Source organism: Haloarcula rubra (genome assembly GCF_019599465.1).
Taxonomy (GTDB): Archaea; Halobacteriota; Halobacteria; order Halobacteriales; family Haloarculaceae; genus Haloarcula; species Haloarcula rubra.
Genome location: NZ_RKLR01000003.1, coordinates 91,171 through 105,002 on the forward strand (window position 1 = coordinate 91,171; position 13,832 = coordinate 105,002).

A 13,832-nucleotide genomic window follows, 5' to 3' on the forward strand; every position below is an offset into this window, starting at 1 on the left:
CGGTGACACATGTGTCAGTACTGTAGCTACCGGTTCCACGACGGCTGGACGCAGTTACTGGAGTACGACGAGACGTACCAGAACGCCGTCGCCGGGGAGTCACAGTCGACGTACGGCTTCCACGAGGAGTGGGACGACCTGAAAGACGAGGTCGGCTACGGGACGTAGTCAGGCCTCCCGCGGGAACGGGTCCGAATCGTACGTCGCCTCGCGTTCTTTTGCCGTCGCCAGACAGTCGTCGAGGCGAGCCGTCAGCGCCGTCTCGTCGACGTCGCGACCGATGAAGACGAGTCGCGTCGCCGGGTCGTCGTCGCCCCACTCGCCGATGGGGCCGGCCTGCACGGACGGCCCGGCCTGACTGACGCCCAGCACCGCCTCGGGCCTGCTCGCGACCCACGCGAACCCCTTCGCGCGGACGATACTGCCGTCCCACTCGTCGAGGAAGGCGTCGAACCGACCCGGGTGGAACGGCCGCTCACGTCGGTAGACGAACGAGTCGACCCCGTGGGCCGCGGCCGCCGACCGGTCGCCGTGGTCGTGCCCGTCCCCGTGGTCAGACTCTGCCTCTGCCAGCGCTCGCTTCCACCCCTGCTGTCGTTTCGTCGCCTCGAAGTCGAACAGGCCCGTGCCGAGGACGGCGTCCGGGGGCACGTCGCTGTACGTCGTTCGGTGGACGGTCGCCCGTGGCTGGAGCTCTCGAATCGCCGCCTCGACGTCTTCCAGCGCGTCGTCGGGGACCATGTCACACTTGTTCACCAACAGCACGTCACAGAACTCTATCTGGTCGACGAGCACGTCGGTCAGCGGTCGCTCGGGGTCTGGTGCGGCGTCGGGGAGCGACGCCTCGGGGTCGAACGCCTTCCAGAAGCCGTACGCGTCGACGACGGAGACGGTCGTGTCGAGCTGGAACTGCTCGGGTAGGCTCCCCGCCTCCGTGCCGACGGTGAGCGTGCGCGCGATGGGGAGTGGTTCGCTGATGCCCGACGCTTCGACGACGAGGTAGTCGAACGACCGAGACTCGGCCAGTCGTGTCACCTCGGTCACGAGGTCGTCCTGCAACCGACAACAGATACAGCCGTTCGAGAGGTCGACGATGCCCTCTTCGGCGTCCTCGGCCAACAGCTCGGCGTCGACGTTCACCTCGCCCATGTCGTTGACGACGACGGCGATGCGCCGCCCGCCGGGGTCGTCGAGCAAGCGGTTGACGAGCGTCGTCTTGCCGGCCCCGAGCGGTCCGCTGACGAGGGTGATGGGTATCGTGTCAGCGTTCGTGACTGAGCTCATACTGTGTCACCTCGTCCCACGGCGTTATCAACCTCCCGTCCACGCTCGAAAGCCGCCGACCGTGGACCCGTATTTATTTGGGCGAGCGTGGTAGACTTCGGGTAATGGCCGACCGTGACGACGTCTGCGTGTTGCTCCCCGCCTACGACGAGGCCGAGACTATCGAGCGCGTCGTCAGCGGGTTCCGTGACCAGGGGTTCGGCAACGTACTGGTGATAGACGGTGGGTCGACCGACGGGACGCCCGACATCGCCCGCGAGGCCGGCGCTCGGGTGGTCGAACAGCAGGGCAGCGGCAAGGGGCAGGCCGTCCGAGAGGCCGTCGCCCGTCACGTCGACGCCGAGTTCGTGTTGATGGCCGACGCCGACGAGACGTACCGAGCGGACGAGGCCGACCGGATGCTCGAACCGCTGTTCGAGGGGCGGGCCGACCACGTCATCGGCAACCGCTTCGCCGACATGCGACCGGGCGCCATGACGCGACTCAATCAGGTGGGTAACAAGGTAATCAACTGGGCGTTCTCGGTCATCCACGGCCACTACCTCACCGACATCCTCTCGGGATACCGGGCGTTCACTCGCGAGTCCTTCCAGCGCCTCTCGCTCTCCTCGGAGGGGTTCGGCATCGAGACGGAGATGGCCGTCGAGTGCGTCAAACACGGCCTGCGGACGGAAGTCGTCCCCATCACCTACGAGCCTCGACCCGACGAGTCCGAGACGAACCTCCGGCCGTTCCGGGACGGCGGGACCATCATCGTCACGCTCTACCGGATGGCCAAGACCAACAACCCGCTCTTCTACTTCGGGAGCGTCGGGTTCGGTTCCATCGGCCTCGGCGTCGCGCTGGGCGCGTTCGTCGTCTACGACTGGGTGGTCAACAGTATCTCACACGAGGTCGTCGCGATGGTCGGCGGCATCGCCATCGTTCTGGGCATCCAGTTGCTGATGTTCGGCGTCCTCTCGGACATGATCGTCACCGTCAACCGGGAACAGACCCGACGGCTGGAGGACATCGCCCACCGACTCGGCGGCCAGCAACCGCCGTCGGCGGCCGTCGAGTTCGGCGACAGCGACGAGGACGGGACCGGGGGGGACGGCGACACCGAGACGGCCGTCTCCGCGGGGGACCGGCAGGGTTAGAAGGGGACCAGCGAGCGTAGTTGCGAGAGGAGACTCGTGCCCGTGGCTTCGCGCTTGCGCTCGAACACGGGGTGGAGCGCGTTGAGCAGTTCCTGTTCGTTCTCGAACTCGCGGACGTCCGCTTCGTCCAGTGCGTCCGCCACCGTCACTGAGTGGCCGGTGGCGTCGTACGGCACCTCGACGTGGCCGGCACGCTCACGGACCGTCCGAGCGTCCGCGGGGTACTCGATGGCTATCTCGCTCAGTCTGGCGTCGAGTGCCGCGATACCGAACTCGATGACGTCCGGTTCGTCGCTGTCGTCGGCAGGTGGCCGTACTCCCATTAGTTGGTGTCACGGCCTAGGGGATGGAAAATCCTGTGTTCTGCTCGGCTCAGTCGTCGCAGGCGGCGAGCCACTCGTCGGCCCAGCACGCTATCTCGTCGAACACCGGGCAGAGCGACTCCCCCTTGTCCGTGAGTTGGTAGTACGTCGCGACGGGGGCGTCCTCCTCTAGCCGTCGTTCGACGAACCCCATCTCCTGCAAGTCGTCGAGGACGCGCGAGAGGGTCCGCGAACTGGCGTCCGTGGCGCGTTTGAGTTCGTTGAACCGGCGCTCCCCGTTCTGGAGTTCGTGGAGGACGACGAGTCGCCACTTCGACCCGATCTGTTCGAGCGACTCGACGATAGCGCACGGCCCCTCTTCCTCGGCCCCGGCGGATTCAGTGAACACTTCTGATGACATCGGTGATACCTGGTATCTTCTATGTCCGGGAAGCGATATATAGGTTCGCATTCGAACCAAGTAACGTAATGAAACCACCATTCGCAGCACGACCCGACCGCTCGACCACCACCGCCGCGACGGAGGTGTCCGCCTGATGGTGTTCGACACCGCTGGCGGCGCGCTCGTCTTCCTGTTCGCCCGAGTCCTGTTCGGCGGCGTCCTCGCATTCATGGGCGTGAACCACTTCCTGAACGCCGAGCAGATGACTCCCTACGCCGAGGCGAAGGGCCTGCCCGCGCCGGGCCTGACCGTCTACGGGAGCGGCGGTCTGCTCGTCTTCAGCGGCCTCGGCATCATCCTCGGCGTCTTCCCGGTGCTGGCCGCCGGCGCGCTGGCGACGTTCCTGCTCGTCTCGGCCGTCACGATGCACGACTTCTGGGCCGTCCCCGAGGACCAGCAGCAAGACGAGATGACCGGCTTCCTGAAGAACGTCGCGATGGCCGGGGGCGCACTCGTCCTGCTGGCCGCCGCTGGCACCGCGTGGCCGTACAGCGTCGGCGTCGGCCTCGTCTGAGGACGGCCGCGTACCTCGCTCTCCGTACCGAAGCGCTTTATCGAACCGTCCACACGCTGGAGCGACGGGTTTCGAGCCCCGACCGTCGACCGACCCACGCCTCGCGGCGCCAGTCATAAGCCGCCACCGTCCAGAGGTAGGGGTGAATGATGCAGTCGTTGCCGGGCGCTTTGGACGCGGTGCCGGTCCGCTCGCTCGCCGTCGTCGTCACCGTCGCTCTCGTCCTCGTCGGCCTGCGCCGCCTCGCAGGTGCGCGACTCAGCACTCCACTCCGCCGTCGCCTCCTCTTCGGGGTGCCGTGGGGGACGGTGCTGACGATGGCCGGTATCCTCGCCGTCTACCTGTTCGTGCAGGGAACGTGGTGGCACTCGCGCCCCCTCGTCACGCCGTTTCGGACGTGGTCGTACTTCTACCCGCTCGGGATGCTGACCGGGCCGTTCACCCACGGCAGCGACGCACACGTCACCGGCAACCTCGTCGGCACCTTCGCCTACGGCGCCGTCGTCGAGTACGCGTGGGGCCACTACCCCCAGCGCCGCGGTCGACAGACGTTCTCGTCCCTGTCGACGAACCCCTTCGCCCGCATCCTCGCCGTCCCCGTCGCGATGGCGGGCGTCGGCGTCTTCAGCGGCGTGTTCGCCGTCGGTCCCGTCGTCGGGTTCTCCGGCGTCGTCTTCGCGCTGGCCGGGTTCGCGCTGGTGACCCGTCCGTTCCTCTTCCTCGGCGCGTTGCTCGGCAGTCGCGTCCTCGACCAGGTGTACACGGCGCTGCTGTTCCCCGAACCGACCGTCGGCGGGAGTACGCGCTTCGTCACGCCGTGGTGGGCCAACATCGCGATTCAGGGCCACGCTATCGGCCTCCTCGCCGGCGTCGTCCTCGGCGCCGTCTTCCTCTGGGCGCGGAGCGAGCGTCCGGCGACGACGCGCGTGTTCTTCGCGACGCTCGTGTACGCCGTCTCGAACGGCCTCTGGGCCGTCTACGTTCCGGTCGGTGGCGGTCGGTTCACCCTTTTCCGGTGGCTGGGGACGGGGCTGGTGTTCGTCCTCGCACTCCTCGTGGCGGCCGCCACCGCGCGACTGGACCGGGGCCTCCGCCCGCGGTTCGAACGCGACTGGCACTCACTGGCCGGCCTCGTCCTCGTCGTCTCTCTCGCGGCGCTCTGTCTGGCCTCGGTGCCCGCCAACACGGCGACCATCGGCCCGGAGGACGTGCCGGCCGACGGCGTCGAGGTGCGGGACTACGTCGTCACGTACGACGAGAACGTCCGCAACGAGTACATCGCGAGCATCTCTCTCCCGTTCGGCCTCGGGGCCGACCAGACGAACGTCACGGAGAGCGGCGTCATCGTCGCCAGCGACCGCCGCGAGATATGGATAGCGCAGGTCCAGAAGGGGCGACTGGCACTGAACCAGCGTGCGGCCGTCGTCGTGGGCGGGCCGGGGTGGCGCGAGACGGTGTACGCCAACCGGACCGGGTGGAACGTACTGGGCAACGAGTCCGTCTACCGGGTCCAACTCCGACGTGCGGGCGGTGACCGTCGGACGGTCTTCACGTCGTCGCCCTCGACGGCCGACACCACCATCGACGGGCGCAACGTCACGTTCAGACCCGCCGACGACGGCTTCCTGGTCGCCGTCCGGCGCGGGAACACGACGATAGACGTCGACCGACTGCCGCCGAACGCGACCACGCGGACTATCGGCGGCCTCGCGTTCGAGCGAAACCGGACCCGACTGTACGCCGGCGTCAACGACACGCGCGTGAAAATCGCGGAACGGCGTCGGCCGCCGAAGTGAGCCCCGCTCCTCAGTCCCAGCGGATGCGGAAGACTTCCGCGGTGATGGTCCGAGTGTCCTCGTCGTGGAAGTCGAACTGCTTCGGGAGGGCGAACTCCGTCTCGAAGGCGTGGGTCACGTCCCCGCCGTTGTCGGCGGCGAACGACTCGACGAACTCCCTGCTCCCCTCGTTGTGGACGGAGTAGGAGACGGCGGCTACCTCGGCGGCCGTCGCGAGGAACTCCCGGTCGGCGTGTTCGTTGCCGGACTGCGCGCCGAACGGCGGGTTCATCACGACGGTGGTATCCTCGGGGGGACAGAGCGGGGCCTGCGTCGCGTCAGCGCGCACCCACGAGACGGACGTCGTCGACCCGACTTTCCGCTCGTTCTTCCGTGCCGTCGCCAGCGGTGCGGGGTCGATGTCGAGGCCGACGACGGTGTCGGGCCCACGGAGTGCCGCCCCCAGCGCGAGCATCCCGGTCCCGCACCCGAGGTCGACGACCGTCCGGTCCTGGATGTCGCCCTGCAGGTCGGCCGTGTGGACGAGGTGGGCCGCCAAATCCGGCGGCGTGCGGTACTGTTCGAGACTGGCCTGTGGATCGTCGAACCCCGCGACGACACCGAGTTGCTGGGCGAGCGCGCTCTTTGTCGGCATCAGCGGCAATACGCCAGAATCATGCAAAAATGTTTGCAAATGTCTGGTGGTAATCCACACTCGCGTCACCGACCGATTGGGCCGGTCACCACGTACCGTGGAAGGTGTCGAACTCTAAGTCCTCGAGGTCACGCTCCCCGATGGCTATCTCGTACTCGCCGGGCGTGAGCATCGGCCGCTTGAACTGCGGGCCGTCGTCGGTCGTGATGCGCGGACACCCGGTGTTGACGTAGGCGTCCATCCCGAAGTTCGTCAGTCGATCCGGCGTCACCTCGTCCATCGTGATGAGGTAGGCGTCGTCGTTGTTCTCGACTATCTCCTGTGCCTTCTCCCAGCGACCCTGCCCGATCTTCGTACAGAAGATGACGCCCCACGTCTCGGCGTCCATCGCCTTGTGGACCGACGCGTAGCGCTGTTTCATGAACTTCTCGGTGTCGGCGACGGTCAGCGCGTTGTTGACCGGGTCCGCGATGACGACCTTCTTGTCCGGGTGTTCCATCGCCAGTCCGAGCGGGTGGAACTTGCCGCCGCCGACGTAGAGAATCGTGTCGGCGTCGACGTCGGCCGAGGCGTAGTTACAACCCAGCACCTGCCCCTCGTTGGTCAGTCGGTCGTCGCCCTTGCGGACGTGGACCTCGTAGCCGCGTGCTTCGAGCCACGACCGCATCTCGTCGAACTTGTTCATGTGCTGGGCCGTCGTCACGAGGCCGACGTCGGGGTCCTCGTCCGGGTCCGGGAGTTCCTCGGCTTCGGCCTGCTCCATCATCGGGAAGACGTCGACGTTAGAGAAGAGGGGGACGTAGATTATCTTGTCCGACTCCTTCATCGGGGAGTGACCGAAGTGGACGAACACGTCGGTCCGACGCATCAGGTAGGTGTCGAGGTCGCAGGCGCCGTAGCAGGGTTGGCCGGATATCATCACGGAGACGTCGTCGGGGAGTTCCGCGCGCAGGTCGTCGGCGACGGCGGGGCCGCGTCGTTTCAGCCCCTCGGGGAACTGCAGTCCGACAGTGTCGGCGTCGCGTTCGTCGACAGCCTCGACGATACGGTCGAGTTCGTAGTCCCACTCGCGGTCGTGCTTGAGCGAGAGGCCTGTGTTTCGGAGGTCACCCTCGGTACGCTCTTGGCTCATTGGGACCGCATACTCCCTCGCGGGGTAAAACCTCCGCGCTTCGACCCGAGGTTTCGGCAAGCCTATACCGCGCGAGTCCTAATCTGACGGCGATGAGCATCGACAGCGACACCGCCGCCGACCCGACCGGCGACCGAGTCGACGAACTCGCGACGGAGTTCGGCGAAGCCATCGCCGAACTGCCCGTCTACCAGCGCTTCGTCGAGGCGAAGGAGGCCGTCGAGAACGACGACGAGGCCCAGGAGGCCATCCAGGAGTTCGAACAGATTCGTGAGGAGTTCCAACTCGCCCGCCAGACCGGCCGTGCGAGTCAGGAGGACCTGCGCGAACTCCAGAACGCACAGGAGGACCTCCACGACATCCCCGTCATGAGCGACTACCTCGAAGTCCAGAACGAACTCGAACTCCGCTTACAGGAGCTCAACGAAATCGTCTCGGAGCAACTCGCCGTCGACTTCGGCCAGAAGGCCGGCGGTTGCTGTGAAGACTGACTCGGGGACGTAGGTTCGACACTCGAAGTCCATTTTCACGTTCATCCTCGCGACATCGACAGCGATATCGCACGTCGATAGTCGTCGGACGTACCGTCACTCTGTGTAAAATCCCGACGGGCCGGCACAGTGCATATCCAAACGGTCGGAGACGTTCTCGCCACGGCGTATGTCGCACGCTCCCCGTCGCTCCGCTCGCCGCCCGCCGTCGCCGACGTCGAGTACGACGACTGGCGTATCGAGCGGTCCCGCGACGGTCCGTAACGACTTAGCCACGCCCACCCGCAGTCGGGACTATGACGGTCGACTCAGACTGGGACGATTGGCTCCTGCGTGCTGTCGAAGACGCCGACCCGGACGGACTGGCTATCTGGTATCTCGGCTGTAACGGTTTCGTCGTCAAGACGAGCGGCGACACAACGGTGTTCGTCGACCCGTACCTCGGCATCGGCGACCCGCCGCGGACCGTGCGGATGGTCCCGGTGCCGTTCGACCCCTCGGAGGTCACCGAGGCCGACGCCGTCCTCGGGACCCACGAACACACGGACCACGTCCACGGGCCCTCGCAGGCCCCAATCCTCGCGAGCACCGGCGCGGACTACTACACGACTGACAGCGGCCACGACGTCGTCAAGGAGGAGGCGTGGGTTGACAACTGGTCGGTCACCGACGACCAACTCCACGAAGTCACGGAGGGCGACAGCCTCGAAATCGGCGATCTGACCGTCCACGTCGAACCGGCCAACGACCCGGACGCCGAACACCCCGTCTCGTACGTCTTCGAACACGAGTCTGGGACGTTCTTCCACGGCGGCGACGCCCGCCCCGGCGACTTCGAGGCGGTCGGCGATGCCTACGACATCGACCTCGGCGTCCTCGCGTTCGGGACCGTCGGGATGATTCCCGACAGCGACACTGGCGAACCCAAGCGGACCAAGTGGTACAACGACGAGAACATGATCATCGAGGCCGCCAACGAACTCCAGCTAGACACCCTGCTGCCGAGCCACTGGGACATGTGGAAGGGGATGACTACCGAACCGACCGTCCTCCACAATCACGCCAACAGTTTCGACTATCCGGCGTCGCTAGAGATAGCCGAAATCGGTGACCGCGTCGACCTCTGAACACTCTCGGTAAGTTGTTGGTTTATCGTCAGGTGAGGCAGGCGAAGTACCTTTAATAGTGGCGGGGTATGCAGTGACATACATGAGTGATTCGCAAGCGTACGAGGAGATTACCGTCGCCTCGGATGGAGTGACCGTCACCAAGCGGTTCGAGGCCGACGAGTTCCCGGTGCCAGCCATAGCGTTCAACGTCCGCTCACGGCGCTCGGAGCCAGTCACGCTCAGACTGGTCGACACCGTCCCCGAAGACGTCGCCGTCGAGGACCTCGGGTTCCACCCCGAGTACGGGTCCGAGTACTGGGACATCAACGACGACCGCATCGCCTTCGAGAAGGAGATAGAACCCGACGCGGACTACACGACGGTCTACGGTATCCGTGCGACCGGGACCGACGACGTCGAGAAGTTCCTCACGGAACCGGCGATAGAGAACGTCGACCCGCCGCTGGACGACGACACCGACATCGTCGGCAGCGGCGACGACGCCGTGAAGGACGTCATCGCGGGCGAGAGTGACAGCGTGCCGGGGCTGGAGGACGACGCCGACGAGGACATCGAGACTCTCGACCTCAAAGACCCCAACGGGAAGAGCACTGCCGGCGGCAACGCGGGCGCGGCGGGCGACGACGACGTGGAACAGGCGGACGTCGACGTCGAGACGGGCAACGTCGTCGCGGCGATGGCGAACGAGATTCGCCAGAACAACGTCTCTGCCGACGACGTGAAACTGCTCAAGCGCGCCCTCGACGCCGTCTCCGAAGACGACGAGGACGAGTCGGCGGGAGGCGTCAACGAGGCCCGCATCAAGCGTATCCAGTCGGACGTCTCCGACCTGCGCGCCTACACCGACGCACTGGAGGAGTTCCTCGAAGAGAACGGGACGGGCGAGGAGATGATAGCGGAGTTCAGCGAGCGTCTCGACGCCTTCGAGACCGAACTGGCGACCTTCGAGGACGACATCCAGAGCGCCAAGTCCGCGGCGGAGTCGGCGACGGAGGACGTCGAAGCCGTCGAGTCGACCGTCGACTCGATGGACGACGAACTGGACGAGATGGAGTCCCACCTCGGCGACCTCGAAGCCGAAATCGACGAGGTCCGCGAGGAGATCGGTGACGGCGAAATCGACGAGCGACTGACGGACCTCGAAGAGGAGATAGACGACCTCAAGGAGTGGCGCGAACAGCTCTCGTCCGTCATCGGTGGCGGCGGCGACTAATCGAACTGGTTTTATTCGTCCCGCCAGTGGACACCGCTAATGACGACGACCAGAGTGGCCGTTCCCCGGAAGGGGCGGCCCCTCGAGGCGGTGCTGGAACGCCTCGCCGCCCGAACCGGGACGACCGAACTGGCGGACGACATCATCTCGACTCTGCGTTACGAGAAAGCGATTACCAAAGGCAACCAGACCGCCGAGGCCGACGTCTACCATCGCCTCGCCGAGTACTCCAGTCTCGACGACCCACACCGGCCGGAGTACACCCTCCTCCGCGACGACAGGGACGGGATGCCCCGTCGCGTCGTCTTCGACAGCGTCACCGTGCCGACCGACCACGGCGACGTCCAGTTGATAGGGCGAGAGGAACCGTTCCGCGCGCTCCGTACCCACGAGTTCGCCCTCGGGTTCGACAGCGCCGACCTCGTACTGGAGGAAGTCGTGCAGCTCCGTGACGACGCGCTGACGAGCATCGCGGAGATAAACGACCGTATCGACCCGCTCGACACCGACGTTCGGGTCGTCACGGGTCTCGGCGACACGGTGTATCACACCCTGCTGGCGACGCCGGACGTCGTCGACTCACAGGACCGCACGCTGGACCGGGAGTTCGTCCGCAACTACGACGGCGAGCTCTGCATCTCGCCACGGTACGAACGCCTCGTAGAGGCCGTCCTCGGGACGGCGGCGCTCGACGGCATCACGTTCACGTATCCCGAGAACGGCAACGAGGAGGAGGCCGACATCGCGGCCACCGGCATCGGCGTCTACCTGACGGTGACGGGGTCGACCGCACGGGACCACGACCTCGAACTGGGCGAGCAGTTGTTCCCCAGCGAGACTGTGCTGTTAGAGAACGCGCGCGAACGCGACGCGACGACCGAAGACGTCGGCGAACTGTTCGCCGAACCCGAGGAGACGGCGCTCCAGTCCGTCTGAGTCACTCCCCTGCTATCGCTCGCAGACCCAGTGGAGAGCCGAACAGGCGCCGACGGCCAGCAGCACGACGACGGCGACCGGCGTGGTCGACGCGGCCGGTAGTAGCGCCGTCTGTGCGAGGAGCAGCCCCAGTCCCGCGAGCGCGATGGCGGCGTAGTACCGGTACCACGCTCTCGACGTCGCCACACCGTCTACGTACCTGCCGACGTCGTCGCCGGCCGGGCCGAGCGAGACGGTCGCCGCCTCGCGGTCGAACGCCACGATACCGAGGTCGTCCATCTTCGGCAGGTGGCTCTGGTGGAGCGAGACGTACACCCGCTTTCGCTGTCGCTCTGTCAGCGACTCCGGCGTCGTATCGTTCTCGATAGCAGCGACCTGTTCGGCGAGTGAACTAACCGAGACCGACTCGTCCGGCGGGAGGACGCTGAGGGTCGCGCGGCGTCGCTCGTTCCGGAGGACGTCGAATATTGCACCGTCGTCTAGTGCGTCCTCCCCTCTCGAACCGGCGGGGTCGCCACAGAGCGTCCGAACGACCCCAGTATCGACTGTATCTGCGTCCTTCGAGTCGGCGTCGTGGTGGCCGTTCTGTTTGTCTCTCACGCGTACGGTCGGGTCGCAGTCTCTCACGGGGCGGTCGACGACGGTGCTGTCGTATTCACAACCTGACAGTCGACGTATATAGTTCTTTCTCGTATGCTTACTGTTTCGGACGGCGTGACTCGCCGGTTCGTGGCGACCGGTCCCCGCCGCCGACGGGTTTCGTTCAATGCTACGCCGAAGGCAGTAATCTCCCATGTCTCGGGGGTAACGACGCTGTAACAAATGTGTACCCGACGTTCGGTACGGCCGTGTCGTCTCTGACGACAGCTAGATGAACCGTCTACTCACCAACCGCGGCGACGGATGCGATGGAACAAAACAACACAGAACTCTCACGCGACCGCGTCTTCGACATCCTCAGTAGCCCTCGCCGTAGATACGTGCTCTACTTTCTCAGGACCGAACCGAACCCGATTCAGTTGACCGACCTCGCCGAACACGTCGCTGCCTGGGAGAACGATACGACGGTCGAGGACCTCTCGACACAGCAGCGCAAGCGCGTGTACGTGTCTCTGTACCAGACACACCTTCCCAAACTCGCCGAGGCGGGACTCGTCAACTACGACGAGGAGTCGGGAGAGGTGTCGATCGCCCGCAAGGCGTCCGAGATAGACCCGTACCTCGGCGACCAGCAGGAGGAGCCGACGTGGTACCTGTACTACCTCGGCCTCGCCGTCGTGAGTACGCTCCTCATCGTCGCCTCTGCGCTCGGTTTGGGAATCGGTCAAGGAGTAGTCGCGGTGGTCGTCGTCGGCGCCTTCGTCGCGTTGACCGCGGTGCACGCCGTGTACCGATGGCGTCAGCGACCCCCACCGTCGGAGTTCAGCGAGTGAGCGGCACGCCGCGACTACTCTTCGTCCTGGGGGAGTAGTTGCTCGGGCTTCCGTAGATACGTCGGTGTGTTCGCGAACTCCACCATCCGTTCCAACTCCTGGTCAGTGATATGTCGAGGCATCACACACCCGACCACCCCCTGTTCGGGGTTAGTAATTGTGCCCATAGCTCAGAGAATGAACTCTATACTCTCCCGGACGACGGCGCCGCCGGCGACCCGAGCACCGACGTCGAACCGCACGACGGTGGCCGTCCGTGTCGGTATACGACCAGCATAACAATAGGGGGTACGGTCCGACCCCCGGCCGTGAGACAGACCAGTGACGTCGTCGGGTGGGGTGCATAGTTCGATGTGGCCGTGGGAACATCTCGCCGTCGGCTACCTCCTCTACTCGCTGGTAGTACGGGCGACCGGTCGGTCCCGACCGCGGGGCCCCGACGTCCTCGCCGTCGGTCTCGGGTCGCAGTTCCCCGACCTCGTCGACAAGCCGCTCGGGTGGGGGACGACGCTGTTGCCCTCCGGAACGTCGCTCGCCCACTCGTTGCTGTTCGCTGTCCCCGTCGCGACGCTCGTCGTCCTCGTCGCCGCCCGGTACCGCCGGTCCTCGATAGGTATCGCCTTCGCAGTCGCGTACCTCGCACACATCCCCAGCGACGTGGTGTACCCACTCGTGCTGGGCGACGAACTCCGGTTGGGGTTCGTACTCTGGCCGCTGATTCCGGCCGACCCGATGCCGCCGACGAACGTCTTCGCCCGCGTGGGTCACCTGTTCACCGACTTCCTCGCCGTCGTCTCGACGCAGGCGGGACTCAGGTTCCTCTTCCTCGAAGCGTTCCTGCTCGGTGTGACCCTCCTCGTCTGGCACGCCGACGGCCTCCCGGGACTGGAACTGGTCAGGCCGACACCCACCGACCGATAGCGGGGGGTCGACCGAGCGCGTGCGGCGTCGTGAGATGTCTGACGGTGGTTTTAATTAGTGTCGTTCTGTTCATTGTGTTAGCAGATGTCACGTAAGAGTGGGGAGCTTTCGGCCGGGGGCAGACGGGGGAACAGCGAATCGGGGGACGCGGGCGTCGTGGACCGGCAGCCCACGTACGACCCGACCACCGACACGTACCTGACGACGTTCTCGCCGACGGACACCGCGGCGAGCATCGCCGTCGTGGCGGCGCTGACCGACGTCCGGCACTGTTCGACGACCGACCTCGAACCGCTCTACGACGGGCTGGACACGGACGCGCTCGACGCGCTCGTCGACGGTGCCGGGCCGTCGCTCGAGGTGCGTTTCTCGGTGGACGGGTTCGGGGTACTCGTCACCAGTACGGGGCGTATCGAAGTGACGCCGCCGGAGTGAGCGTCGGGT

Annotated in this window: 18 protein-coding genes; 12 read left to right on the forward strand and 6 right to left on the reverse strand. The window is 65.8% G+C overall.

The features are described 5' to 3' along the window. Window positions 1–9 precede the first annotated feature (9 nt). Window positions 10–168: a hypothetical protein gene (locus tag EGH21_RS08790; RefSeq protein WP_220618103.1), complete on the forward strand. Its 159-nt coding sequence runs from the start codon at window positions 10–12 to the stop codon at window positions 166–168. Here the strand turns inward: EGH21_RS08790 and EGH21_RS08795 are convergent, their stop codons facing one another. Then, window positions 169–1,284 (reverse strand): CobW family GTP-binding protein, encoded by a 1,116-nt coding sequence (locus tag EGH21_RS08795; protein ID WP_220618104.1) that lies wholly within the window; start codon window positions 1,282–1,284, stop codon window positions 169–171. Between the two features lie 104 nt (window positions 1,285–1,388). On the opposite strand from EGH21_RS08795, the gene aglJ reads away from it, so the two are divergent. Further along, entirely contained in the window at window positions 1,389–2,423 is a 1,035-nt protein-coding gene (gene aglJ, locus EGH21_RS08800; RefSeq protein ID WP_220618105.1) for an S-layer glycoprotein N-glycosyltransferase AglJ, read from the forward strand. On the opposite strand, the gene EGH21_RS08805 is transcribed toward aglJ, so the two are convergent. Together EGH21_RS08805 and EGH21_RS08810 are read right to left on the reverse strand one after the other, a co-directional pair. After that, window positions 2,420–2,746 (reverse strand): DUF5789 family protein, encoded by a 327-nt coding sequence (locus EGH21_RS08805; protein WP_220618106.1) that lies wholly within the window; start codon window positions 2,744–2,746, stop codon window positions 2,420–2,422. The genes aglJ and EGH21_RS08805 overlap by 4 nt on opposite strands. Before the next feature lie 49 nt (window positions 2,747–2,795). Then, window positions 2,796–3,146: a winged helix-turn-helix transcriptional regulator gene (locus tag EGH21_RS08810; RefSeq protein WP_220618107.1), complete on the reverse strand. Its 351-nt coding sequence runs from the start codon at window positions 3,144–3,146 to the stop codon at window positions 2,796–2,798. A gap of 136 nt (window positions 3,147–3,282) precedes the next feature. Here EGH21_RS08810 and EGH21_RS08815 point away from each other — a divergent pair, with 136 nt between their 5' ends. Both EGH21_RS08815 and EGH21_RS08820 read left to right on the forward strand, forming a co-directional pair. Further along, window positions 3,283–3,702, forward strand: coding sequence for a DoxX family protein (locus EGH21_RS08815; protein ID WP_220618108.1), 420 nt, complete (start codon window positions 3,283–3,285; stop codon window positions 3,700–3,702). A gap of 146 nt (window positions 3,703–3,848) precedes the next feature. Further along, window positions 3,849–5,498, forward strand: coding sequence for a rhomboid family intramembrane serine protease (locus tag EGH21_RS08820; RefSeq protein ID WP_220618109.1), 1,650 nt, complete (start codon window positions 3,849–3,851; stop codon window positions 5,496–5,498). Between the two features lie 10 nt (window positions 5,499–5,508). Here EGH21_RS08820 and EGH21_RS08825 read toward each other — a convergent pair whose 3' ends face one another. Both EGH21_RS08825 and dph2 read right to left on the reverse strand, forming a co-directional pair. Then, window positions 5,509–6,132 carry an METTL5 family protein gene (locus EGH21_RS08825; protein WP_220618110.1) on the reverse strand — a complete coding sequence of 208 codons (624 nt, stop codon included), beginning with the start codon at window positions 6,130–6,132 and terminating at the stop codon, window positions 5,509–5,511. An 85-nt stretch (window positions 6,133–6,217) separates the two neighbouring features. Next, window positions 6,218–7,264 carry a diphthamide biosynthesis enzyme Dph2 gene (dph2, locus tag EGH21_RS08830; RefSeq protein ID WP_220618111.1) on the reverse strand — a complete coding sequence of 349 codons (1,047 nt, stop codon included), beginning with the start codon at window positions 7,262–7,264 and terminating at the stop codon, window positions 6,218–6,220. 92 nt (window positions 7,265–7,356) lie between these two features. On the opposite strand from dph2, the gene EGH21_RS08835 reads away from it, so the two are divergent. The 5 genes from EGH21_RS08835 to EGH21_RS08850 all read left to right on the forward strand — a co-directional run bounded on the left by EGH21_RS08835 (window position 7,357) and on the right by EGH21_RS08850 (window position 11,034). Next, the gene (locus EGH21_RS08835; protein ID WP_220618112.1) at window positions 7,357–7,755 is read left to right on the forward strand and encodes a YlbF/YmcA family competence regulator; all 399 of its coding nucleotides are present in this window, start codon (window positions 7,357–7,359) and stop codon (window positions 7,753–7,755) included. Between the two features lie 129 nt (window positions 7,756–7,884). Beyond that, on the forward strand, window positions 7,885–8,019 hold the full coding sequence (locus tag EGH21_RS24385; protein WP_268899052.1) for a hypothetical protein: 135 nt from the start codon (window positions 7,885–7,887) through the stop codon (window positions 8,017–8,019). 32 nt (window positions 8,020–8,051) lie between these two features. After that, on the forward strand, window positions 8,052–8,882 hold the full coding sequence (locus tag EGH21_RS08840) for an MBL fold metallo-hydrolase (protein WP_220618113.1): 831 nt from the start codon (window positions 8,052–8,054) through the stop codon (window positions 8,880–8,882). Window positions 8,883–8,964: 82 nt separating this feature from the next. Further along, a complete protein-coding gene (locus EGH21_RS08845) occupies window positions 8,965–10,098 on the forward strand; it encodes a hypothetical protein (RefSeq protein WP_220618114.1) in 1,134 nt (377 codons plus the stop codon). Between the two features lie 39 nt (window positions 10,099–10,137). Further along, window positions 10,138–11,034 (forward strand): phosphoribosyltransferase HisG-related protein, encoded by an 897-nt coding sequence (locus EGH21_RS08850; RefSeq protein WP_220618115.1) that lies wholly within the window; start codon window positions 10,138–10,140, stop codon window positions 11,032–11,034. 12 nt (window positions 11,035–11,046) lie between these two features. On the opposite strand, the gene EGH21_RS08855 is transcribed toward EGH21_RS08850, so the two are convergent. Then, complete coding sequence (locus EGH21_RS08855; RefSeq protein ID WP_220618116.1) at window positions 11,047–11,634, reverse strand: DUF7344 domain-containing protein; 588 nt, start codon at window positions 11,632–11,634, stop codon at window positions 11,047–11,049. A gap of 308 nt (window positions 11,635–11,942) precedes the next feature. On the opposite strand from EGH21_RS08855, the gene EGH21_RS08860 reads away from it, so the two are divergent. The 3 genes from EGH21_RS08860 (at window position 11,943) to EGH21_RS08870 (ending at window position 13,823) form a co-directional block, all read left to right on the forward strand. Further along, window positions 11,943–12,467 carry a DUF7344 domain-containing protein gene (locus tag EGH21_RS08860; RefSeq protein WP_220618117.1) on the forward strand — a complete coding sequence of 175 codons (525 nt, stop codon included), beginning with the start codon at window positions 11,943–11,945 and terminating at the stop codon, window positions 12,465–12,467. Window positions 12,468–12,818: 351 nt separating this feature from the next. Then, the gene (locus EGH21_RS08865) at window positions 12,819–13,388 is read left to right on the forward strand and encodes a metal-dependent hydrolase (RefSeq protein ID WP_220618118.1); all 570 of its coding nucleotides are present in this window, start codon (window positions 12,819–12,821) and stop codon (window positions 13,386–13,388) included. Window positions 13,389–13,544: 156 nt separating this feature from the next. Continuing rightward, window positions 13,545–13,823, forward strand: coding sequence for a HalOD1 output domain-containing protein (locus EGH21_RS08870; RefSeq protein WP_220618119.1), 279 nt, complete (start codon window positions 13,545–13,547; stop codon window positions 13,821–13,823). Window positions 13,824–13,832: the final 9 nt, after the last annotated feature.